This is a genomic window from Enterobacter sp. MG-EB028, assembly GCF_056673305.1.
On the sequence record NZ_CP195079.1, the window covers coordinates 3,063,575 to 3,085,303 of the forward strand.

General features: G+C 56.1%; 16 protein-coding genes and 2 tRNA genes. 9 read left to right on the forward strand and 9 right to left on the reverse strand.

Annotated features, from left to right (window positions below; genetic code table 11):
* Positions 1–62: 62 nt before the first annotated feature.
* Together ACR42C_RS14600 and ACR42C_RS14605 are read right to left on the reverse strand one after the other, a co-directional pair.
* Positions 63–2,750 (reverse strand): cation-transporting P-type ATPase, encoded by a 2,688-nt coding sequence (locus ACR42C_RS14600; RefSeq protein ID WP_320720797.1) that lies wholly within the window; start codon positions 2,748–2,750, stop codon positions 63–65.
* Positions 2,751–2,797: 47 nt separating this feature from the next.
* Positions 2,798–3,229, reverse strand: a complete 432-nt coding sequence (locus tag ACR42C_RS14605; protein WP_116338886.1) for a universal stress protein — start codon at positions 3,227–3,229, stop codon at positions 2,798–2,800.
* A 398-nt stretch (positions 3,230–3,627) separates the two neighbouring features.
* On the opposite strand from ACR42C_RS14605, the gene ACR42C_RS14610 reads away from it, so the two are divergent.
* The 3 genes from ACR42C_RS14610 to ACR42C_RS14620 are packed head-to-tail and all read left to right on the forward strand — an operon-like array spanning position 3,628 to position 8,737.
* A complete protein-coding gene (locus ACR42C_RS14610; RefSeq protein ID WP_316379443.1) occupies positions 3,628–4,713 on the forward strand; it encodes an efflux RND transporter periplasmic adaptor subunit in 1,086 nt (361 codons plus the stop codon).
* The gene (locus ACR42C_RS14615) at positions 4,713–7,775 is read left to right on the forward strand and encodes an efflux RND transporter permease subunit (RefSeq protein WP_479984261.1); all 3,063 of its coding nucleotides are present in this window, start codon (positions 4,713–4,715) and stop codon (positions 7,773–7,775) included. Before ACR42C_RS14610 ends, ACR42C_RS14615 begins: the two co-directional genes overlap by 1 nt.
* Positions 7,772–8,737: an acyltransferase gene (locus ACR42C_RS14620; RefSeq protein WP_116338881.1), complete on the forward strand. Its 966-nt coding sequence runs from the start codon at positions 7,772–7,774 to the stop codon at positions 8,735–8,737. The genes ACR42C_RS14615 and ACR42C_RS14620 overlap by 4 nt, the downstream gene beginning before the upstream one ends.
* Here ACR42C_RS14620 and pagP read toward each other — a convergent pair.
* Positions 8,734–9,309 carry a lipid IV(A) palmitoyltransferase PagP gene (pagP, locus tag ACR42C_RS14625; protein ID WP_479984262.1) on the reverse strand — a complete coding sequence of 192 codons (576 nt, stop codon included), beginning with the start codon at positions 9,307–9,309 and terminating at the stop codon, positions 8,734–8,736. The genes ACR42C_RS14620 and pagP overlap by 4 nt on opposite strands.
* A gap of 256 nt (positions 9,310–9,565) precedes the next feature.
* Here pagP and shiA point away from each other — a divergent pair, with 256 nt between their 5' ends.
* From shiA to ACR42C_RS14640, 3 genes are all read left to right on the forward strand, one after another.
* Entirely contained in the window at positions 9,566–10,882 is a 1,317-nt protein-coding gene (shiA, locus tag ACR42C_RS14630; RefSeq protein ID WP_320720794.1) for a shikimate transporter, read from the forward strand.
* Positions 10,883–10,955: 73 nt separating this feature from the next.
* A complete protein-coding gene (locus ACR42C_RS14635; RefSeq protein ID WP_320720793.1) occupies positions 10,956–12,410 on the forward strand; it encodes an AMP nucleosidase in 1,455 nt (484 codons plus the stop codon).
* Positions 12,411–12,428: 18 nt separating this feature from the next.
* Positions 12,429–14,195 (forward strand): aminopeptidase P family protein, encoded by a 1,767-nt coding sequence (locus tag ACR42C_RS14640; protein WP_479984263.1) that lies wholly within the window; start codon positions 12,429–12,431, stop codon positions 14,193–14,195.
* 142 nt (positions 14,196–14,337) lie between these two features.
* Here ACR42C_RS14640 and ACR42C_RS14645 read toward each other — a convergent pair.
* Positions 14,338–14,413, reverse strand: a tRNA-Asn gene (locus tag ACR42C_RS14645).
* Between the two features lie 103 nt (positions 14,414–14,516).
* Positions 14,517–15,971 (reverse strand): multidrug efflux MATE transporter EmmdR, encoded by a 1,455-nt coding sequence (gene emmdR, locus ACR42C_RS14650; protein ID WP_162874933.1) that lies wholly within the window; start codon positions 15,969–15,971, stop codon positions 14,517–14,519.
* 162 nt (positions 15,972–16,133) lie between these two features.
* Here emmdR and ACR42C_RS14655 point away from each other — a divergent pair.
* Together ACR42C_RS14655 and ACR42C_RS14660 are read left to right on the forward strand one after the other, a co-directional pair.
* Positions 16,134–16,209, forward strand: a tRNA-Asn gene (locus ACR42C_RS14655).
* A 53-nt stretch (positions 16,210–16,262) separates the two neighbouring features.
* Complete coding sequence (locus ACR42C_RS14660; protein WP_163329805.1) at positions 16,263–16,598, forward strand: gamma-glutamylcyclotransferase family protein; 336 nt, start codon at positions 16,263–16,265, stop codon at positions 16,596–16,598.
* A gap of 47 nt (positions 16,599–16,645) precedes the next feature.
* Here ACR42C_RS14660 and ACR42C_RS14665 read toward each other — a convergent pair whose 3' ends face one another.
* The 4 genes from ACR42C_RS14665 to dacD all read right to left on the reverse strand — a co-directional run bounded on the left by ACR42C_RS14665 (position 16,646) and on the right by dacD (position 20,050).
* Positions 16,646–16,981: a DUF496 family protein gene (locus tag ACR42C_RS14665; protein ID WP_010432067.1), complete on the reverse strand. Its 336-nt coding sequence runs from the start codon at positions 16,979–16,981 to the stop codon at positions 16,646–16,648.
* 158 nt (positions 16,982–17,139) lie between these two features.
* Positions 17,140–18,198: an FUSC family protein gene (locus tag ACR42C_RS14670; protein WP_316379439.1), complete on the reverse strand. Its 1,059-nt coding sequence runs from the start codon at positions 18,196–18,198 to the stop codon at positions 17,140–17,142.
* Positions 18,199–18,290: 92 nt separating this feature from the next.
* The gene (gene sbmC, locus ACR42C_RS14675; RefSeq protein ID WP_116338867.1) at positions 18,291–18,764 is read right to left on the reverse strand and encodes a DNA gyrase inhibitor SbmC; all 474 of its coding nucleotides are present in this window, start codon (positions 18,762–18,764) and stop codon (positions 18,291–18,293) included.
* Positions 18,765–18,883: 119 nt separating this feature from the next.
* Complete coding sequence (gene dacD, locus ACR42C_RS14680; protein ID WP_479984264.1) at positions 18,884–20,050, reverse strand: serine-type D-Ala-D-Ala carboxypeptidase DacD; 1,167 nt, start codon at positions 20,048–20,050, stop codon at positions 18,884–18,886.
* Positions 20,051–20,248: 198 nt separating this feature from the next.
* On the opposite strand from dacD, the gene sbcB reads away from it, so the two are divergent.
* A complete protein-coding gene (sbcB, locus tag ACR42C_RS14685; RefSeq protein WP_407065514.1) occupies positions 20,249–21,685 on the forward strand; it encodes an exodeoxyribonuclease I in 1,437 nt (478 codons plus the stop codon).
* Positions 21,686–21,729 lie beyond the last annotated feature (44 nt).

Consider the following 21,729-nt stretch of genomic DNA (forward strand, 5'->3'; position numbering starts at 1 on the left):
AACCGCATGCGGCGGAAAAGAGAAAGCCTGGGCTCAGGCTTTCTCAGTTTACGCTATCACGCCTAGGTTTTGCGCCACCGGCGCGTCAGCACTTTCTCCGCCTCGACAATAAGGAACATCACAAAACCAATCAGGAAGGTGATGACCCAGTAGCGGAACGGCAGCGCTTCGGTGCCAAACAGCATCTGCATGAAGGGTGCGTATATGATAAGAAGCTGTAGCGCCAGCAGTACGCCGCTCACGATCCAAATCCCTTTATTCGCCAGCAGGCCTTTGCTCAGCGAGAAGCCGTCATTAACGCGGCAGTTGAGCATGTAGAACCATTGCGCAGTGACCAGGGTTTGCAGCAGCACGGTGCGGATAAATTCCGCCGAGTAGCCGCGCGGCTGTAGCCAGGCTTCGAGCACGAAGGCGCTGATGGCAATCATCAGACCGACAAACACCACGCGCCAGATGGCATAGCCGTCCATCACGTGGAGATTCGCCTTGCGCGGTGGCCGGTTCATGATGTCCTTCTCACCCGCTTCAAACGCCAGGCCAAACGACAGCGTTGCCGACGTCGCCATGTTCATCCACAGGATCAGGACCGGCGTCAGGGGGATCAGATTCCCCGCCAGCAGCGCGATGATGATCAGCAGAGCCTGCGCGATGTTGCTGGGGATAACGAACAGAATGGTCTTTTTCAGGTTATCGTAAACCCGACGCCCCTCGTGCACCGCACGGGCAATGGTGGCAAAGTTGTCATCCGTTAACACCATGTCGGCGGCTTCCTTGGTGACTTCCGTCCCCTTAATCCCCATGGCGATACCCACATCCGCCCGCTTGAGCGCTGGGGCATCATTTACGCCATCCCCGGTCATGCCCACGACTTCCTGTTTACTTTGCAGGGCCTGCACCAGGCGGAATTTATCCTCCGGGCTGGTTCGGGCGAAAATATCGTACTGCTGCGCGGCGTCGCTCAGCTGACGATCGTCCATCGCCTCCAGCTCACGTCCTGTAATCGCGCTTGCGGCGTTACCAATCCCCAACATTTGCCCAATGCTCATTGCCGTTTGCGGGTGGTCGCCGGTGATCATTTTCACGCGGATCCCGGCCTGCAGACAGTCGGCAATGGCGGTAATGGCCTCCGGACGCGGCGGGTCCATCATCCCTGCAATACCCAGCAGGATCACGCCATCATGCAGGTCCGGATGATCCAGCTCGCGTTGCCCCTCGCGGGCAGGTTTCCAGGCCGCAGCCACCATGCGCAACCCTTCCCGGGCATACTCTTCAATTTTACCTTCCCAGTAAGGCTGATCGAACGGCTGCAGTCCGTCATTCGTCTGCTGGTACTGGCAGAGGCGGAACAGGACGTCCGGCGCGCCGGTGATTAAAATCGCCTCTTCATCACCCAGCCGGTACAGCGTGGACATGTATTTATACTGCGAATCAAACGGGATTTTACTGCGCATTTCCGTCTCAAGCGGCGGGAGCGGAATTTTCGCTGCCAGCACCTTCAGCGCGCCCTCGGTTGGTCCCCCGGTGATTTTCCACAGCCCCTGCTCGTCTTTAATCAGCTGGCTGTCATTGCAGAGGTCAATGGTGCGCAGGTAGCGTTCCAGCAGGGAACCCTGCGTCACGCTGACGGGCGTCGGGTCATCTATGGGGTGAATATTCCCCACCGGTTCGTAGCTGTCGCCCTCCACGCGATAGGTCGTGTCAGCGGTAATCACCGCTTTGACCGTCATTTCATTCATCGTCAGGGTGCCGGTTTTATCCGAGCAGATGACCGTCATTGCGCCCAGCGTTTCCACCGTAGGCAGCTTGCGAATGATGGCCTTGCGACGCGCCATGGCCTGTACGCCAAGCGAAAGGATGATGGAAATGATGGCCGGCAGGCCTTCCGGCACGGCGGCAACGGCGAGGCTGATAAGCGACAGCACCAGTTCAGAAACCGGCATATCCCGGAACAGGAGGCTAAAGACAAACAGTGCCACCATCATCACCAGGATAGTGATGAAGATGGTCTTCCCGAGCTTATCCATCTGCACCATCAGCGGCGTGCGGTGCTTTTCAATGTCGGACATCATCTGATTGATGTGGCCAAGCTCGGTCTCGCCCCCGGTTGCCACCACCACGCCTTTACCGCCGCCGGAGCTGACGGTGGTACCTGAGTAGAGCAGATTATACCGGTCACCTAAAGGCAGTTCCCCGCTTAACGCATCGCTGTTTTTCTCAACAACGGTGGATTCGCCGGTCAGGATGGCCTCCTCCACACGCAGGTTATGCGCTTCAATTACTCGCAGGTCCGCAGGGATACGATCCCCGGCGCGGATCACCACGATATCGCCAGGCACCAGCGCCGTTGTAGGGATCGTTTCATGATTCCCCTGCCGTACCACCACGGCTTCGCTCGAGAGCATATTGCGAATACTCTGCAACGATTTTTCAGCATTGCTCTCCTGAATATGGCCAATCAGCGCGTTGATGATGGCAACCCCAAGGATGACAAACATGTCTACCCAGTGCCCCATAAAGAGCTTAAGCAACGCGGCCACCAGCAGAACGTAAATCAATACATCGTTAAAATGCGCCAGGAAGCGCAGCCAGCCGGGTTTGCCCTTTTTTTGCGGTAACGCATTCTCACCATGCTGCTGAAGGCGGGCGGATGCCTCAGTGCCGCTAAGTCCTTCCGGGGTGGAGTGGATATTAGACAAGGTTTCGTCAACGGTTTGTTGATAGTACGGACGTTCAGGTTTTCCTGTTTTCATCGTTCCTTCCTCAGGTTCTATTCAGAAATCACCTTGCTTTCATGTAATTAACGAATAACGAAAACAGGAACGTGGGCGTAACGCACAATACTTGCCGCCTCTGACCCTAACAAATGGGTTTGAATATTTGGATTTCGAGAACCGACAATAATCGCGCCAGCAGCAAGTTCGTCCGCCAGCTTAATAACCTCATCACGAACATTCCCGCTACGAACATGGAGATGAACACGTTCTTCCGGCAGATTCAATTTTTTGACCAGATCGGCCAGCTTTTCTTTCGCATTATTAATCATATATTCATCCATCTTACGCGCATCTGAAATAAACCCACGCGTCAGTTCGGCTGAAAATTTGGGCATGACGTGAAGCAAATGAACGTCACCCGATGCGCTTTGTGCCAGAAACTGTGCATGCTGCAACGCTTTATCCGCCAGGCTTGTCTCGTAGACATCCACCGGAACGAGAATGTTTTTATACATATCGAGCATCCTTTTTTATAACCAACACGAGAGTGAGTGAAGCTAAAAAACGCATTAAATGCAGGAGGTTGCCATTAATGCCAGCTACGGTAAAAAGAGATGATTGATATTAAACGTAGCACAGGAATATCAGGTTTAGCGCGCCCCCACTGATAATGGTTATTTAACATTTCGCTTTTCGCCGACTATGCTCATAGTCAGCCACCGCTTCCGGCTCATGGAGGAATTTATGTATGGTTTAAGCCTGCTCCGCCTGGGTATGTTCATTGCGCTCGCCATTATCGCCAGCACGGCGATTGGTTTATTTACCTATATGGTCGTCACTGTTCTGGCCGAATAGTGTCACCCCCTGCCCTTGCTACGGAATAAATAAAACAGTTATTTATTAGGGGAATACATTGAACCGCTACTTCTCTCTTCTACCATTCGTTTTATTAACGCTCACGGCGTGCGACCCGAAACCGGAGCAAGCCTCCCCCCTGCCGCGAATGGTAAAAGTGGCGGAGGTGGCTGTCCCCGGACACGCCCAGCAGCGCGTCTTTCCCGCCCGCATTGAATCGGGCGATGCCACAGACCTTTCCTTCAAGCGTGCAGGTCAAATTGAAGCGCTCGATATACGCCAGGGCGCAGCCATCAAGCAGGGACAACAGCTTGCCAGATTAAACGCCCGTGAGGCCCAGCAGCGGGTTAACGACAGACAAACGGCAGCGACGCTGGCCCAGCGACAATTCGATCGCTTCCAGACGCTGGCGGGCCGCCAGGCGATTTCGAAAGCAGAAATGGATGTGCAGCGTGCAAACCGCGATTCGGCGAATGCGGCGCTTCAGATTGCCAGAGAGGAACTGAATCAGATGACGCTCGTCGCCCCCTTCAGCGGGACGGCAGCCAGCGTACATGTACGAAACCATCAGGTGGTGTCTGCCGGTCAGCCCATTGCGACCCTAACCCGGACCGATCTGCTGGACGTGGTGTTTAGTATTCCCGAGAACCTGTTCAAAACCCTTGATATCCGCAACGCGCAGTATCGCCCCGTGGTGAGAATTAACGCCATTCCGGATCGCGAATTTACCGCCGTCTACAAAGAACATTCGGGCAGCAGCGACAGCAATACCCTGACCTGGCAGGTGATACTTACCATGCCGCGGCCAGATGATTTTCCCGCCGTCGGCGGCGTAAGCGGTACGGTGACCATCAATTTAAGCAACCTCCCGGCGGGCGCGGATGCTCAGGCGCTGGTCGTACCGGTTGAGGCAGTCTTTAACCCGGACAACAGCCCGCGCAATGAGCCGCACGTCTGGGTCGTAACGGGCGAAGGCGACACGCTGCATCTTGAAGACCGCAAGGTCAGCGTGGGGCAAGTGAGTACCGAAGGCGTGGTGATTACCAGCGGGCTTAAGGCGGGCGAGCGCGTGGTGGCCGCAGGCGTTGGGGAGCTCCATGCTAACCAGCCGGTGCGTATCTGGACGCGTGAACGGGGACTGTAATGGATATCTCTCGTCAATTTATTAATAACCCTGTTCGCGTCTGGCTAACGATCCTGCTCCTGGGCATCGGGGGTATTTTCGCCTTGTTGAATATCGGCAGGCTGGAAGATCCCGCCTTTACCATCAAAACCGCAGTGGTGGTCACCAACTACCCCGGCGCATCCGCTCAGCAGGTGGAAGAGGAGGTAACGCTTCCGCTGGAGAATGCCCTTCAGCAGTTGCCTTATCTGGACAACGTGAGCTCTATCTCTTCAAACGGTCTGTCGCAAATCACCGTTAACATCGCTTCTCGCTATCACTCGAACGAGCTGCCGCAGATTTGGGATGAACTGCGCCGCCGCGTGGGCGATGCCTCGCGTCAGTTTCCGCCCGGCGTCGTCACGCCCTTTGTGAATGACGATTTCGGCGACGTGTTCGGCTTCTTCTTCGCCATTTCCGGAGATGAATTCAGTAATCCTGAACTGGTGAGATATGCGGAGCAGCTGCGCCGGGAGTTGATTCTGATCCCCGGCGTCGCGAAGGTCGCCATCGGCGGGGCCATTAGCCAACAGGTCAACATCGATATCTCCCTGACCAAAATGGCCGCGCGGGGCATTACGCTGAACCAGCTTTCCGCCTTGCTCAGCAGGCTTAACGTCGTTTCCAGTGCCGGAGAAATTACCTCCGGCACCGAATCCATTCGCCTGCACCCGACCGGTGAGTTCGAGAATCTTGATGAACTGGCGGATCTCATCATCACGCCTTCCGGCACCGGGGCGGCGACGCGTCTGCGGGATATCGCCACGCTGTCGCGCGGGCTGAACGAATCGCCGGCCAGTATCTACCATGCCAACGGCAAAAAAGCCGTCACCATGGGCGTCTCGTTTATTCCCGGCGTGAACGTTATCGACGTGGGCCACGCGCTGGAGGCGAAGTTAAACCAGATGTCGGTGGAAAAACCGGCGGGCATACAGATAGACCTGTTTTACGATCAGGCCGCCGAAGTAGGCCATTCCGTTAACGGTTTTATTATTAACTTCCTGATGGCGCTGGCGATTGTCATCGGCGTGCTGCTGATCTTTATGGGCGTACGCAGCGGGATCATCATTGCGTTTTCTCTCGCGCTTAACGTGCTGGGCACGCTGCTGATTATGTATCTGTGGGGCATTGAGCTGCAGCGCATATCGCTCGGGGCGCTGATTATCGCCCTCAGCATGCTGGTGGATAACGCCATCGTGATTGTCGAAGGGGTGTTGATTGCCCGACAGCAGGGCTCCCCGCTGTTAACCGCCGTGAACAACATCATCCGCCGCTCCGCCCTGCCGCTGCTGGGGGCGACGGTGATTGCCATCCTGGCGTTTGCCCCTATCGGGCTGTCGCAGGATTCCACAGGGGAATATTGTAAATCCCTGTTCCAGGTGCTGCTGATTTCCCTGATGCTGAGCTGGTTCTCGGCGCTCACCCTCACCCCGGTGCTGATTAAGTGGTGGTTGTTTAAAAACGACAGCGCGCCCGATAAAACCGACGAGTCAGATCCTTACGATAAACGACTCTACCGCGCCTACCAGCGCCTGCTTAACACGCTGCTGCACCATAAGGCACCGACGCTCATTGTCATGGCTGCGCTGCTGGCAGCGTCTGTCTGGGGCTTCGGCGCCGTGCGGCAAAATTTTTTCCCGTCGTCTAATACGCCGATTTTCTTTGTCGACCTCTGGTTACCCTACGGTACCGATATTAAATGGACCGAGAAAATGACCGGCGATATTGAAAAGACGATCAATGGCCAGCCGGGCGTGGAGACCACCGTCTCAACCATCGGTCAGGGAAGTATGCGGTTTATTCTGACCTACAGCGGGCAGCGGCAGTACGGCAACTATGCGCAGATCATGGTGCGCATGGACGACCAGCGCAACATCTCTGCCCTGACGCGCCACGTGGACGAGTACATCGCGCGAAACTATCCGCAGGTCAACGCCAGCACCAAACGGGTGATGTTTGGCCCCTCCGGCGACAGCGCCATTGAAGTGCGTATTAAAGGCCCGGATCCTGACAGGCTGCGCCTGATTGCCAGCCAGGTGGACGATATTCTGGCGCGCGACCCGGCCACGGGCAGCGTCCGGAACGACTGGCAGAACCGCAGCAAAGTGATCCGCCCGCAGTACGTCGCCGCGCTGGGACGCGAGCTTGGCGTGGATAAACAGGACGTCGACAACGCGCTGGAGATGAATTTCTCCGGCAGCCGCGCGGGGCTATATCGGGAAGGGAGTGACCTGCTTCCCGTGGTGGTGAGGCCCCCGGAAAGCGAAAGGCTGGATGCCAGTCATCTGAACAACGTGCTGGTGTGGAGCCAGACGCGGCAGCAGTATATTCCGCTGAGTAACGTCGTCAGCCGCTTCTCGCTGGAGTGGGAAGATCCGCTAATCCTTCGACGCGACCGCTCGCGGGTACTGACGGTTCAGACGGACCCGGACCCGCTGAGCCAGCAAACCTCCGGCGATATTCTCGCCCGCGTGAAGCCGCAAGTGGATGCCCTTCCCCTGCCGCACGGCTACAGTATCGAGTGGGGAGGCGACGCGGAAAACTCCAGCGAAGCGCAGCAAGGGCTATTCACTACGCTGCCTCTCGGGTATCTGGTGATGTTTGTGATTACGGTTCTGATGTTCAGCTCGGTAAAAAATGCCGTCGCTATCTGGCTGACCGTACCGCTGGCGCTGATTGGCGTCACGCCGGGATTTTTAATTACCGGTATTCCCTTTGGCTTTATGGCGCTGATAGGTCTGCTGAGCCTGAGCGGCATGCTGATCCGCAACGGCATCGTGCTGGTGGAAGAGATCGAACAGCAGAAAACGCAAAAGGATCAGCACAGCGCGATCGTTTATGCTGCCACCTCGCGCCTGCGCCCTATCCTGCTCACCGCGTTTACGACCGTACTTGGCCTGGCTCCGCTGCTGCTGGACGTTTTCTTCCAGAGCATGGCCGTTGTGATTATGTTTGGACTGGGGTTTGCTACAATCCTGACGCTGCTGGTACTCCCCGTTATCTATGCGTGTTTCCATCGTAAGGACGAAGCCAAACAACAATGAATGCGACAGGGCTGAACATTATCAAGACGCTGGGCTGCATGACGGCGGTGACCTTCTTTACCATCTACAATACCTGGGATCATTATGATTATGACTATCACTGGATCCTGGGGTTTTTAACCTTTATCTCGACCATCGCCACGCCGCTGTTTTTTGTGGTGTCGGGCTATCTCGACGGACAATCGCGGCACGGCACCCGCTGGCAGCTGAGTAAAATTAAAAGCCTGGTGATTGTTTTTCTGTTCTGGATAACGATCTACTACCTGTGGGAGCCTTATCAGCGTGGGTATCTGATTCAGCCCTGGTTTGTGTTCGCCTTTATGGTGATTTATACCTTTCACCCGGCAGTTGAGTGGCTTAGCCAGCGGAGAGCGCTGTTCTGCGGCGCGATTGCTGCCCTGCTGCTCTTTTCCTACGGATACGATCTGCTATCGGCGCTTTATCCTGAAACGCACGTCCTTTCTCTGTCACCGCAGTATCGGCTGTGGACATGGCTGCTGTTTTATCTGACGGGGCAACTCTTTTGCGACCCGAAAATTGCCGAGTGGATTAGCCGCAAAAATGTGGTCAGGGCGGCGATTGTCGCCATCCCCTTTATCTATCTCTTCACCTGGTTTTACGAGCGCCACTTCTTCTTCGCGCTGTTCAAGGCGGACAGAAACGCCTTTATTCTCACCGGCTCTCAAATTTACATTTTGATCATCGCGCTGGTAATTGCGGCGAACGGCGTGCGCTTTCGCCGCAACGCTGAATTTAAGGAGTCCATTCTGGCCGCCATCAGCAAAACGATGACAGGCGTGTACATTGTGCACTACTCGGTGTTTCATCTGCTGACGGCGCTGATACCGGTGACCTCTCTCGGTATGAAGCTGGCACTGATTGTGCTCACTTTCATTACCTCTGTTCTCTTCTCCATGCTGGTATTGTCTAACGCCGTGGCAAAAAAGGTGATCACCCTTTAAAAGCCTAAGCGCAGCCAGGCAAAGAGCACGTTACCGTTGTTATACGTCCCGGGAATATAGGTGAACTGGACGGTAACGCGCTTATACCCGGCCGAAAACAGCGGGAAGATGAACGGTAGCGGGACATAGTTTGCAAAATCATCTCGCGCCGTGATGCCCGCCGCGGCACCGAGTCCAAGCCGGAAATCTTTGGCATTATCCAGATACCAGCCCTTCTCCCAGCCATAGCCCATCGCGGGCTGCCATTCGTTGTGCGAGTCCTTGAACATCATCGCAAACAGCGCGCTCCAGTTGCCCTCTTCGTTATAGCGGGAAACGCCTAGTCCGCCGCCCCACGGCATTTCATTGTAATTGTCGGTTTTTTCTTTGTCGTACATGAAGCGGGCATGCCAGCTCAGAAACGGCAGGTACAGATCGTAACGTTGTGGCTGAGTCCAGGTTTGCGAAACATCGTCCGTTAGCGCATTCCACCAGCCGCTGATGCGCTGTTCGCCGTAGACGCTGGGCTCAGCATGAAGTGGTGCGACGAATAAAAACAGAACCATTAAGAGTGCCGAAAAGGTGCGTTGCATCGTGATTCCCTCAGCTTAAGTCACGCAGCGGTCACTATTACTGTAAACCATTCAGCAGGTAACGGAGCCAGGCAGACATAATTATATCGCTGTAGGTGCAGATGAAATTTATTTATTCAGCGCCTTCCGGAAAGATAAAAACGTTTTCTCAGGCGTTCTGTCGCGGTAGTCTCATAGGTTCCGTTTATATGACGGACGCAAAGTGAGTGACCTTTTCTTATACCAATAATTAAAAATCAGTACGGACAGGACAACTATGGACTCCACCCTCATCTCCGATCGTCCCAACGAGGAGACACCTTCGCTCAATCGCGCCCGCCGCGCCGCCCTCGGCAGCTTCGCGGGTGCCGTCGTCGACTGGTATGATTTTCTGCTTTATGGCATTACCGCCGCGCTGGTATTTAACCGCGAATTCTTCCCACAGGTCAGCCCCGCGATGGGCACCCTCGCCGCCTTTGCCACCTTCGGCGTCGGGTTCCTGTTTCGCCCGCTCGGCGGGGTGATCTTCGGCCACTTTGGTGACCGCCTCGGCCGCAAGCGCATGCTGATGCTCACCGTCTGGATGATGGGGATCGCCACCGCGCTGATTGGCATTCTTCCTTCGTTTTCCGCCATTGGCTGGTGGGCGCCGGTGCTGCTGGTCACTCTGCGCGCCATTCAGGGCTTCGCGGTGGGCGGTGAATGGGGCGGCGCGGCGCTGTTATCTGTTGAAAGCGCGCCGAAAAACAGGAAAGCGTTTTACAGCAGCGGCGTGCAGGTGGGGTACGGCGTGGGCCTTCTCCTCTCCACAGGGCTGGTATCGTTAATCAGCCAGCTCACCACCGACGAGCAGTTCCTGAGCTGGGGCTGGCGCATTCCGTTCATCTTTAGCATCGTGCTGGTCATCGCCGCGCTGTGGATCCGCAACGGGATGGAAGAGTCCACGGAATTCGAACAGCAGCAGCGGGAAAAGCCGGTTGCGAAAAAACGGCTGCCGGTAATGGAAGCGCTGGTTCAGCATCCTGGCGCTTTTCTGAAAATTATCGCCCTGCGCCTCTGTGAACTGCTGACGATGTATATCGTCACCGCGTTTGCCCTGAACTACTCGACGCAGAACCTCGGTCTGCCGCGCGAGCTGTTCCTGAATATTGGCCTGCTGGTCGGCGGGATTAGCTGCCTGACGATTCCCTGCTTCGCCTGGCTGGCTGACCGGTTTGGCCGCCGTCGCGTCTATATCACCGGGGCGCTGATTGGCACCCTCAGCGCCTGGCCGTTCTTTATGGCGCTCGAAGCACAGTCGGTCTTCTGGATCGTCTTCTTCGCCATCATGCTCGCCAACATCGCCCACGATATGGTGGTCTGCGTGCAGCAGCCGATGTTTACCGAGCTGTTTGGCGCAAGCTATCGCTACAGCGGTGCGGGCGTGGGCTACCAGGTGGCAAGCGTGGTCGGCGGTGGATTTACGCCGTTTATTGCCGCCGCGCTGGTCACCTTCTCCGGCGGAGACTGGCACAGCGTGGCGATCTATCTGCTGGCCGGCTGCCTGCTGTCGGCGGCGACGGCGCTGCTGATGAAAGAGACGAGCCACGCCTGATCTCCCTTTTGTTTCACGGGCGTGTGACATACTATCGGGTAGAGTCGCACACCTGTGGAACAAGGAGACAGAGATGAATAATAAGGGCTCCAGCCTGACCCCGGCTCAGGCGCTGGAAAAACTCGACGCGCTGTATGAACAGTCCGTCAATGCGCTGCGCAGCGCCATTAGCGAATACATCGAAACAGGGAAACTCCCCAATCAAAAGGCCAGAAACGAGGGCCTTTTTGTTTATCCATCGCTCTCTGTGACCTGGGACGGCAGCGCCAGCACAACGCCGAAAACCCGCGCCTACGCCCGTTTTACCCACTCCGGCTGCTACAGCACCACCGTCACCCGCCCTGCACTGTTCCGCCCTTATCTTGAAGAACAGCTCACGCTGCTGTACCAGGACTACGGTGCGCATATTGCCGTTGAGCCCTCACAACATGAAATCCCGTATCCCTACGTGATTGACGGCTCGGCGTTAACGCTTGACCGCTCCATGAGCGCGGGATTGACCCGCCACTTCCCAACGACGGAACTTTCGCAGATTGGCGATGAGACGGCAGACGGGATTTATCACCCGGCAGAATTTTCTCCCCTGTCGCATTTTGACGCACGCCGCGTGGACTTCTCGCTGGCGCGCCTGCGCCACTACACCGGTACGCCAGCCGAGCATTTCCAGCCGTTTGTGCTCTTTACCAACTACACCCGCTACGTTGACGAGTTCGTCCGCTGGGGCTGCAGCCAGATCCTCGACCCGGAAAGCCCGTACATCGCGCTGTCCTGCGCGGGCGGGATCTGGATCACCGCCGAGACCGAAGCGCCCGAGCAGGCCATCTCCGATCTGGCGTGGAAAAAGCACCAGATGCCGGCCTGGCACCTTATCACCGCCGACGGTCAGGGCATCACCTTGATCAACATCGGCGTGGGTCCGTCAAATGCCAAGACCATCTGCGACCATCTGGCGGTCCTGCGCCCTGACGTGTGGCTGATGATTGGCCACTGCGGCGGCCTGCGCGAAAGCCAGCTGATTGGCGACTACGTGCTGGCCCACGCCTATCTGCGTGATGACCACGTGCTGGATGCGGTGCTGCCGCCGGATATTCCTATCCCGAGCATCGCCGAAGTGCAGCGCGCGCTGTATGACGCCACTAAAGAGGTCAGCGGCATGCCGGGTGAAGAGGTTAAACAGCGCCTGCGCACCGGTACGGTCGTCACAACGGATGACCGCAACTGGGAGCTGCGTTACTCCGCCTCCGCGCTGCGGTTCAACCTGAGCCGGGCGGTGGCGATTGATATGGAGAGCGCCACCATTGCCGCCCAGGGGTATCGCTTCCGCGTTCCTTACGGCACGCTGTTGTGCGTCTCCGATAAGCCGCTGCACGGTGAAATTAAGCTGCCGGGTCAGGCCAACCGTTTCTATGAAGGGGCAATATCCGAACATCTGCAGATTGGCATTCGGGCCATCGACCTGCTGCGAGCGGAAGGTGACAGACTGCATTCGCGCAAGCTGCGTACCTTCAACGAGCCGCCGTTCCGCTAAAAGCAATAAGGAAAAAACATGCACACCCCTACACCGCTCTCTGCCCTGCGCCACTGGCTTGAGGCAAGTCATCTCGACGGGATGATCGTCCCGCGTGCGGATGCCTGGCAGAGCGAATACTGCGCGCCCTACGACGAAAAGCTGGCCTGGCTGACGGGCTTTGACGGCTCTGCCGGCGTCGCGCTGGTGCTGAAAAACAAAGCGCTGCTGTTCGTCGACGGGCGCTATCAGGTGCAGGCCCGCGTTCAGGTGAATATGGATGAGGTTGAGATCCACCATCTGCACAACGAGCCGCTGGCAGACTGGCTGACGGCAAACGTCGCGGCGGGCACGCGCATTGGTTTTGACCCAATGCTGATGACGAATACCGAGTTTACGCAGCTGTCTGCCACACCGTGCACGCTCGTGCCGCTGAACGCGTCACCGTTTGACGCCTTATGGACCGATCGCCCTGCCGCACCGGCGGGGCTTATACGTGAAATGCCGGTAGAGACAAGCGGTGAAAGCAGCGAGGACAAACGTCAGCGCGTTGCCGCCGTGCTGGCCGCGAACAATGCTGACTATCTGGCCGTTACGCTGCCGGATAACATTGCGTGGCTGCTCAACGTGCGCGGCTCGGATATCCCCACCAGTCCGGTACCGCTCTCCTTTGCCCTGCTGAGTCGTGACGGTCACGTTGAGTGGTTTGTTAACGACAATAAGCTCAGCGCCCTGCCTGACGAAGTGCGCAATGCGTTCACCATTGCGCCGCAGGACACCTTTATTGAACGCTGTCAGCAGCCTGCTGAAGGGAAGCGGGTGATGGTTGATGCCGATTCCGCCCCCGTCGCCCTGCGCTTCGCCATTGAACCACGGGGAGAAATTGTCTGGCGAACCGATCCCATCACCCTGATGAAAGCTACCAAAAATCCGGTCGAGCTGGCGGGTTATCGCGCGTGTCATCACCAGGACGGGGCCGCGTGGGTCAATTTCCTCGCCTGGTTGAGCCGCGAAGTGCCGCGTCGTGTAGCGGCCGGACAACCGCTCACCGAGCTGGAAGTGCAGGCTCAGCAGCTGGCATTCCGCAAACAGCAGCCCGGTTTTATCGAGCAGAGTTTTGCGACTATCTCTGCCTCCTCCAGCAATGCGGCGATGTGTCACTACCATTCGAGCGAGGCCAGCAATAAGCCCATCGGCCATGACCATTTTTACCTGAACGATTCCGGCGGTCAGTATGCTAACGGCACCACCGACGCCACGCGCACGCTGGCGTGGGGTAAGGTCGACCCGCAGCAGCGCCTGCACTACACCGCCGTGCTGAGAGGCTTCCTGTCGCTCATTACCCTGCAGTTCCCTTCCGGGACTCAGGGGCATCAGCTGGATGCGTTTGCGCGTCGCCCGCTGTGGGAGATGGGGCTGGATTATGATCACGGCACAGGACACGGCGTGGGGCACCAGCTTCTTATCCATGAGAACCCGCATCGCATCGCCAAAAAGGTCAACCCGTGGCCGTTGGTGGCAGGCAATATCATGACGATTGAACCGGGATACTATCTGGGCGATAGCCACGGTATCCGTATTGAAAACCAGGTGGAGATAGTGGAGAGCCGACCGGGGTTCTGCAAATTTGCTTCTCTGACGCTGATCCCGATTGATTTAAGCCAGGTCGAGCTGGATCTGTTGAGCGAGCAGGAAAAGCAGTGGCTGGATGAGTATCATCAGCAGGTACGTGAGGCGCTGTCACCGCTGGTGAATAGCGAGGCGCGTACGTGGCTGGTTGAGGCGACGGCACCGATTGGCGTGTAATTTCGCGCGGTCTGGTGCCCTCCCCCCATCCCTCTCCCACGGGAGAGGGAGCAAACACTAAAAACGGCAACCAGGTTGCCGTTTTGCCTTTACCTTGCGCAGAAAAGCAAAAAGCCTGCTTTAAAAGCAGGCTTTTTAAATTTGGCTCCTCTGACTGGACTCGAACCAGTGACATACGGATTAACAGTCCGCCGTTCTACCGACTGAACTACAGAGGAATCGTGTGAACGGGGCGCATATTATCGATGCTCCCCTGGGATGTCAAAGGCAGAATGCAGATTTCGGATCGTTTGCCGATTTATTCTCCACTTCGCGCAATTGTCAGGCATTCTGTCGCGGATATTTCCACAGCCAGCGCCCGCTGACCATACGCCAGTAGAACAGCGCCCCACGCACGGCCCAGTCAAGGAACATCCCCAGCCAGACGCCAACCACGCCCCAGCCGAGCACCACGCCCAGCGTATAGCCCGCCACAACGCGACACCCCCACATGCCGAGCATGGACACCCACATAGCAAAACGGGCATCGCGCGCCCCTTTCAGCCCGGCGGGCAGCACCCAGGATGCCGCCCAGATGGGCATAAAGGCGGCGTTGAGCCAGATGAGGATCTTCACCACCTCTTTCACATCCTCTTCGTGGGTATAGAACGCGGCCATCAGCCCGGCAAACGGCGCGGTTCCCCAGGCGATCAGCGTCAGCCCTATGGTCGACAGCCAGAAGACGTGCCGCAGCTGCCGCTCCGCCTGACCTATCTGCCCTTTCCCGAGCCGTTTGCCCGTGATGATGGTTGATGCCGAACCCAGCGCGTTACCCGGCAGGTTAATCAGCGAGGCGATGGAAAAGGCAATAAAGTTACCGGCGATAACGTCGGTCCCCATCCCGGCAACAAACATCTGCGTCAGCAGCTTCCCGCCGTTAAACAACACGGATTCAATGCTCGCGGGAATGCCGATTCCCATCACTTCCCAGATAATGGCGAAGTTAAAGGGCCGGAAGTAGCTCTTGAGCGTAAGACGCAGCGAGGGCGTAATTCCCGTCATCAGCACCCCGATGATGGCCGCCGCACCGATATAGCGTGAAATGGTTAACCCCAGCCCCGCTCCTACGAACCCCAGCCCATCCCACGAGAACACGCCGTAGATCAGCACGCTGCTGATAATGATATTCAGGATATTCATCCCGCCGTTGATCAGCAGCGGAATTTTGGTGTTGCCCGCCCCACGCAGCGCGCCGCTGCCAATCAGCGCAATGGCCGCCGCCGGATAGCTTAAAACGGTCATCTCCAGGTAGGTCAGCGCCAGGTCTTTAACCTCGTTCGTGGCTTCCCCTGCGACAAAGTCGATAATCTCTTTACCGAAATAGTGGATCACCGCCGCCAGAACAATCGAAAAAATGGTCATGATCATCAGCGACTGGCGGGCCGCCTCGCGCGCACGTTTGGGATCAAGCTTGCCGAGGCTAAAAGCCACCACCACCGTCGTACCGAGGTCTATGGCAGCAAAAAATGACATCACCACCATGTTAAAGCTGTCCGCCAGCCCGACCCCCGCCATCGCCTCTTTCCCCAGCCAGCTCACCAGGAAGGTGCTCAGGACCCCCATCAGCAAAACGCAGGTATTTTCCAGGAAGATAGGCACAGCGAGAGGGGTGATTTCACGCCAGAACAGGACACGATAGCTTTTACGTTTTGCATACCACGGCGTGCGCTCTATCGCCTGGCGTAAGGAGGCAGTGACGTTCAAAATGGACCTTAACGAGAAAAGTTGAAACTCCATTTCAAATGATGGGGGAGAAAAGCTAATCCTGCAAAGTATTTTCCTGAAAAAAGATGTGTGGAATTACAACAAACTGACGACAGAATCAGCAATCAGTCGATTTTCCCTAAGATCAGGTTTGACAAAAGTTTTTTCGCCGCTAAGATAAGCCTCCACAACGATTCCTCTGTAGTTCAGTCGGTAGAACGGCGGACTGTTAATCCGTATGTCACTGGTTCGAGTCCAGTCAGAGGAGCCAAATTTAAAAAGCCTGCTTTTAAAGCAGGCTTTTTGCTTTGCGGATAAAGGAAAATGAACGCTCTGTTTGTCTACGGCACACTGCGCCCGGGCCACGCTAATGCGCATATTCTTGAAAACATCGGCGGGGAATGGCTGGCCGGTTCCGTATCCGGTACGTTTTACGAACGCGGCTGGGGTGCGGCGGCGGACTTCCCGGGGATTATCCTCCACCCCGATGGACCGCGTGTCGAAGGCTATCTGTTTATCTCTGATAACCTTCCCGCACACTGGCAGATGCTGGATGAATTTGAAGACGGCTATGACCGGGTTGAGGTCACAGTGACCACCCTTAAAGGTGGGCAGGTTAAGGCCTGGATTTATCAGCTACAGCCGCGCTCTGAATCATAAAAAAAGGCTCTCTGTCACCAGAGAGCCTTTTTCACTATTCGCTGCGATTACTCGCTTTTTGCTTCGGCGTTTTTAATTTCGCCCATCACTTTCAGCTTCTTGGAGATGTCGCGACGCTCTTTGGACAGCTCAGCGTTTTTGATGATGTAGTCATCAACGCGGTCTTCATAGTCGCTCTTCATGCTGGCGATGATGCCCTGAATAGCTTCAACGCTCATGCCTGGCTTGATGTAGTCGCTCAGGTTATCGAGCAGCAGAACACGTTTCTGGTTGTCACGGATCTTCTTCTCAACGTCCTGGATTTCACGCTGCAGCTTGTTTTTGCGGCGGAACAGGCGGACGAATTCCAGAACATCCTGGAACGAAGGCTTGGTAGTTTCCATTTTTACACCCCTGATAATGTGAGATTCGGATTCGTTAAAGCAACCGTTGTAACAATAACCTTACTGACAGCGGCTGCGAATGACAATGAGTATATCGTTTAAAGCTATCATAACCCCAATTGCTGCTGAATCGAAGCAGCAGCCGTCACATACGCCTTTTATTTGCGCAGCGCGCGGCAAATAAGGTGCGATAACAGCTCAAGCTGCCGCGCCAGTTCCAGGCTCAGCCAGACGTAGCCATGAATAGGCGTTTCCGCCACGTTATCGCCCTGACGTTCATTGATTAGCTGCTTCAGCTCCGCGACGATCTCATTCAGCCGCTCGCTGTTGACCAGTATCGGCTGCGGGTTCCCTTCATAGAGCGCATGAGCGATGGTCAACAGCGTTTGCTGCGTCATCTGCTGGGTCTCTTTGAGGGTCTGCGCGTTAAGCATCAGCAGATGGCTTGGACGCGAGGCCCAGTGGGCATTGATTTGCAGTTCAAGCATGCAGACCAGATTGCGGCTTACCGTCTGGATGGCTTCGAAAATCGCTTTCTGAATATGGGTTTCTTTGCTGGCGGGCGCGATGAGGCCGCGCATTTTAACCACGTCGTTGAGGATCGTTTGCAGATGTTTTTCCAGCCGGGGACGCTCAACCAGATTCGGGGAAAAACCGGCCTGATAGACGCGGTTAAAGGCGGTGACGTAGTTAGCCATCTGAATACGCCAGTGCAGAAAAGCACGCTGCGGCCAGATACCAGTGAAGAGCATGGCCAGCAGTGACCCCAGGATGACATCCCCGCTTCGCCACAGCGCCGTAGTCATATCCCCGGCGGGCGCACCGACAACCACCGCGAGAGTAATACCAATCAGCAGCGCCTGATAAGGCCGCTTACCCAATGCCAGCCAGCCGCAGAGGAACATGGCAGCACCGCACCACGCCAGCATCACGGGAAATGAGATGAGTTCCAGCTTCAGGGCAATAAGCCCCAGGGCAGATCCAAGAACGGTACCGCCTATCCGCTCGAAGGCGCGAGGAACAACGTTCCCCCAGAATGAGATAGGCCCCATTACCACCACCAGCGTGATCAGCGGCCACGTTCCCTCCGGTACATCCAGCAACCGGACCAGTACAAAGGTCAACACGAAAGCCAGCGCGATGCGACTCCCGTGCACCACGCGGTAATGTTTGTACAAGCGAATTTCAAATGGGGTTAATGATTTGTCGGGACGCACACCCGCTCTCCAGCAACACGGCAAATCACAATTGTACTGTGTTTTCAGCCGGGCGGATCGCACCCGGCTGAAAAACCCTTCATATTGCAGGATTAAACCGTTTTGTGCTCTACCGCGATATACATTTCAATGTCCCAATAGCCGTCCGCATTGCCGTCGTTAAGATAGCGTTCGAAGCAGGGTTTGAGCGCCATCTGGTATTTACTGTCCTGCAATAAAGAATTGAAGAACTGATACCACGGCGTCGCAAAGTCGTAGTTTTCCACGCGCGCCGTCGCCACGGCGTAATCCCCGCCAGCGATTTCCGTCATCATGACGCCTTCGCTGTTTTCCGGGATAACGAAATCATCCGGTACCGTAACGGCCGTATCGCAGCGCAGTTTTTCTGCCGGGACCTCATCGGGGTTATCGTAGTAGACCGCAACCCACTCCAGCGGCTCAATGTGACGCCCGTCCACCCACATAACCAGCTGTTCAAAGCCCTGCTTAACCGTTTTTTCCCACGGCCCAACAAGATGAAAACCCGCAATCTTACGTTTCTGTTGCTGCTTGATGCTGTAGTCCATGCTGCCTCCGTTTATTACTGTATATTTATACACTATAAAGCTGGATTACTATTATCGGCAAACGAGAAGTGTTTATTATGTGAGCAGACTCGCAACCCTGCCTGTCTGCCCATCAGCGGTTAAAGCGTGTGGTGCAGATAATCGCTCAGGCGTGAGAATACGCCTCCCTTATCAACGGCTTCCAGAGTGACCAACGGCCAGTGCGCCACGACCTTGTCGCGATCGTAGAGCTGGATCTCCCCAACCCGCTGATGCGCGGCAATCGGCGCTTCCAGCTCTTTTTTATCCAGAACGTATTTAGCCTTGATGTTCTGCACTTCCGCTTTCGGTAACGCCAGCCAGAAGTCCTGATCCGTCCCCAGATTTATCTGTTCTTTATCGCCGTACCAGATACGCTCTGTCCCCACTTTTTTACCGTTATGCAGGATCTGCACCGTATCGAAGTTCTGCTGTCCCCAGTGCAGAAGCTTACGCGCCTGGTCTTCGCGCCCTTTGGGGCTGTCGGCCCCCATCACCACCGCGATTAAACGACGCTGTCCGTCAACGGCAGACGCAATCAGGTTAAAGCCCGCACCCGAGGTGTGCCCCGTTTTCAGGCCGTCCACGTTCATGGTTTTATCCCACAGCAGGCCGTTACGGTTCTGCTGAGTGATCCCGTTCCAGGTGAGGCTCTTTTCGCTGTACATATGGTAAAAATCAGGCTCACCGTGAATGATAGCCCGGGAGAGCACGGCCAGATCGTAAGCGGAGCTGTGCTGCCCTGGCGCATCCAGCCCGTGGACGGTTTCAAAGTGCGTATCGCGCAGGTTCAACTTCTGCACGTAGTCGTTCATCATCTTCACAAACTGCGGCTGCCCGCCCGCCACGTGGTCGGCCAGCGCCACGCAGGCATCGTTGCCGGAATCGACAATCAGACCGCGGCTTAAGTCACGCACGGAGACGCGATCGCCCTCTTTCAGGAACATCAGCGACGAGCCGTCAAAAACCGGGTTGCCTTTGGCCCACGCGTCACGCCCTACGGTAACAATGTCATCCGGCGTAATACGGTGCCTGTCAATGGCCCGATCGACTACATAGCCCGTCATTAGCTTAGTGAGGCTCGCCGGATTACGTTGTTGATGTTCGTTGCCCGCCGTTAAAATTTGACCAGTCGTGTAGTCCATCAGCACCCAGGATCCCGCCTGAATGGCTGGAGGCTGCGGCGAAAAATCCAGTGGCTCAGCCGCAAAAGCAGATGAGACACTCGAAGCGAGTAAAGAAACAGCAATAAACAGACGGCGTTTCAACGGTATATCCTCAGGTCATTAAAAATCGATGACCTTTTTACGGGAGTTCTGATGTCGTTACCTGGCTTAATTGCAAAAAAATGTGACAGAACGCAGGTTTTCCGCTGAAGTTCCCTCGCAAATTTACGCCATGCCGGCGCTTTTTATTCGGTCTGACCCGCGCGATCGTTTACCATAGTGGCGTCATTTTTTAACAGGATGGTATTACTGGTGTCTGACTCTGCCGCACGCCCGACTTTTTTATTCCACGACTACGAAACCTTTGGCACGCATCCGGCGCTGGACAGACCGGCGCAGTTTGCCGCCATCCGTACCGACGACGAATTCAACATCATTGGCGAGCCCGAGGTCTTTTACTGCAAACCGGCTGATGACTACCTGCCGCAGCCCGGCGCGGTGATGGTCACCGGGATCACACCGCAGGAAGCCCGGGAAAAAGGCGTTAACGAAGCAGAGTTCGCCCGCCGCATCCACGATCTGTTTACCGTTCCCAATACCTGCGTGGTTGGCTACAACAACATCCGTTTTGACGATGAAGTGACGCGCAACATCTTCTATCGAAACTTCTACGATCCGTACGCCTGGAGCTGGCAGAACCGCAATTCACGCTGGGATCTGCTCGACATTATGCGCGCCTGTTATGCCCTGCGTCCTGAAGGCATTAACTGGCCGGAAAATGAGGAAGGGCTGACGAGCTTCCGGCTGGAGCACCTGACGCGCGCCAACGGCATCGAGCACAGTAATGCCCATGATGCGATGGCGGATGTCTATGCCACCATTGCCATGGCGAAGCTGGTGAAAACCGCGCAGCCCCGGCTGTTTGAATATCTGCTGAGCCACCGCGGCAAGCAGAAGCTCATGACCCTTATCGACGTACCGCAGATGAAGCCCCTGGTGCATATCTCCGGCATGTTTGGCGCCTGGCGCGGCAATACCAGCTGGGTTGCCCCGCTGGCCTGGCACCCGGATAACCGAAATGCGGTCATCATGGTGGATTTGGCGGGGGATATTTCGCCGCTGCTGGAGCTTGACAGCGATACCCTGCGCGAACGGCTTTACACCCCGAAAAATGAACTCGGGGACCTGCCTGCGGTGCCGGTCAAACTGGTGCATATCAATAAATGTCCGGTGCTGGCGCAGGCGAATACGCTGCGTCCGGAAGATGCCGACAGGCTGGGCATCAACCGTCAGCACTGTCTGGATAACCTGAAAGTGCTGCGCGATAACCCACAGGTGCGCGAGAAAGTGGTCGCTATTTTTGCCGAGGCGGAGCCGTTCGTGCCGTCCGAAAACGTGGACACCCAGCTCTACAACGGCTTCTTCAGCGATGCCGACCGTGCAGCCATGAATATCGTTCTGCAAACCGAGCCGCGTAACTTACCGGCGCTGGACATCACCTTCGCCGATAAGCGCATCGAAAAGCTGATGTTTAATTACCGGGCGCGCAACTATCCCGGCACGCTGGACGAAGCAGAACAGGCGCGCTGGCTGCAGCATCGTCGTAACGTGTTTACGCCAGAATATCTGCACAGCTACGCGCAGGAGCTGGAGATGCTTTACGGCCAGTACGAAGGGAATACAGAGAAGCAGACGCTGCTGAAAGCGTTGTTCCAGTACGCGCAAGAGATAGTGTGAAATTCAGATATAAAAAAACCGGAGCCTTTGAACTCCGGTTTTTT

Bases quoted from the DNA above. Each gene is read 5' to 3' on its own strand.
- ACR42C_RS14600 (WP_320720797.1), bottom strand. From the start codon at position 2,750: ATGAAAACAGGAAAACCTGAACGTCCGTACTATCAACAAACCGTTGAC.
- ACR42C_RS14605 (WP_116338886.1), bottom strand. From the start codon at position 3,229: ATGTATAAAAACATTCTCGTTCCGGTGGATGTCTACGAGACAAGCCTG.
- ACR42C_RS14615 (WP_479984261.1), top strand. From the start codon at position 4,713: ATGGATATCTCTCGTCAATTTATTAATAACCCTGTTCGCGTCTGGCTA.
- ACR42C_RS14620 (WP_116338881.1), top strand. From the start codon at position 7,772: ATGAATGCGACAGGGCTGAACATTATCAAGACGCTGGGCTGCATGACG.
- pagP (WP_479984262.1), bottom strand. From the start codon at position 9,309: ATGCAACGCACCTTTTCGGCACTCTTAATGGTTCTGTTTTTATTCGTC.
- shiA (WP_320720794.1), top strand. From the start codon at position 9,566: ATGGACTCCACCCTCATCTCCGATCGTCCCAACGAGGAGACACCTTCG.
- ACR42C_RS14635 (WP_320720793.1), top strand. From the start codon at position 10,956: ATGAATAATAAGGGCTCCAGCCTGACCCCGGCTCAGGCGCTGGAAAAA.
- ACR42C_RS14640 (WP_479984263.1), top strand. From the start codon at position 12,429: ATGCACACCCCTACACCGCTCTCTGCCCTGCGCCACTGGCTTGAGGCA.
- emmdR (WP_162874933.1), bottom strand. From the start codon at position 15,971: ATGGAGTTTCAACTTTTCTCGTTAAGGTCCATTTTGAACGTCACTGCC.
- ACR42C_RS14660 (WP_163329805.1), top strand. From the start codon at position 16,263: ATGAACGCTCTGTTTGTCTACGGCACACTGCGCCCGGGCCACGCTAAT.
- ACR42C_RS14665 (WP_010432067.1), bottom strand. From the start codon at position 16,981: ATGGAAACTACCAAGCCTTCGTTCCAGGATGTTCTGGAATTCGTCCGC.
- sbmC (WP_116338867.1), bottom strand. From the start codon at position 18,764: ATGGACTACAGCATCAAGCAGCAACAGAAACGTAAGATTGCGGGTTTT.
- sbcB (WP_407065514.1), top strand. From the start codon at position 20,249: ATGGTATTACTGGTGTCTGACTCTGCCGCACGCCCGACTTTTTTATTC.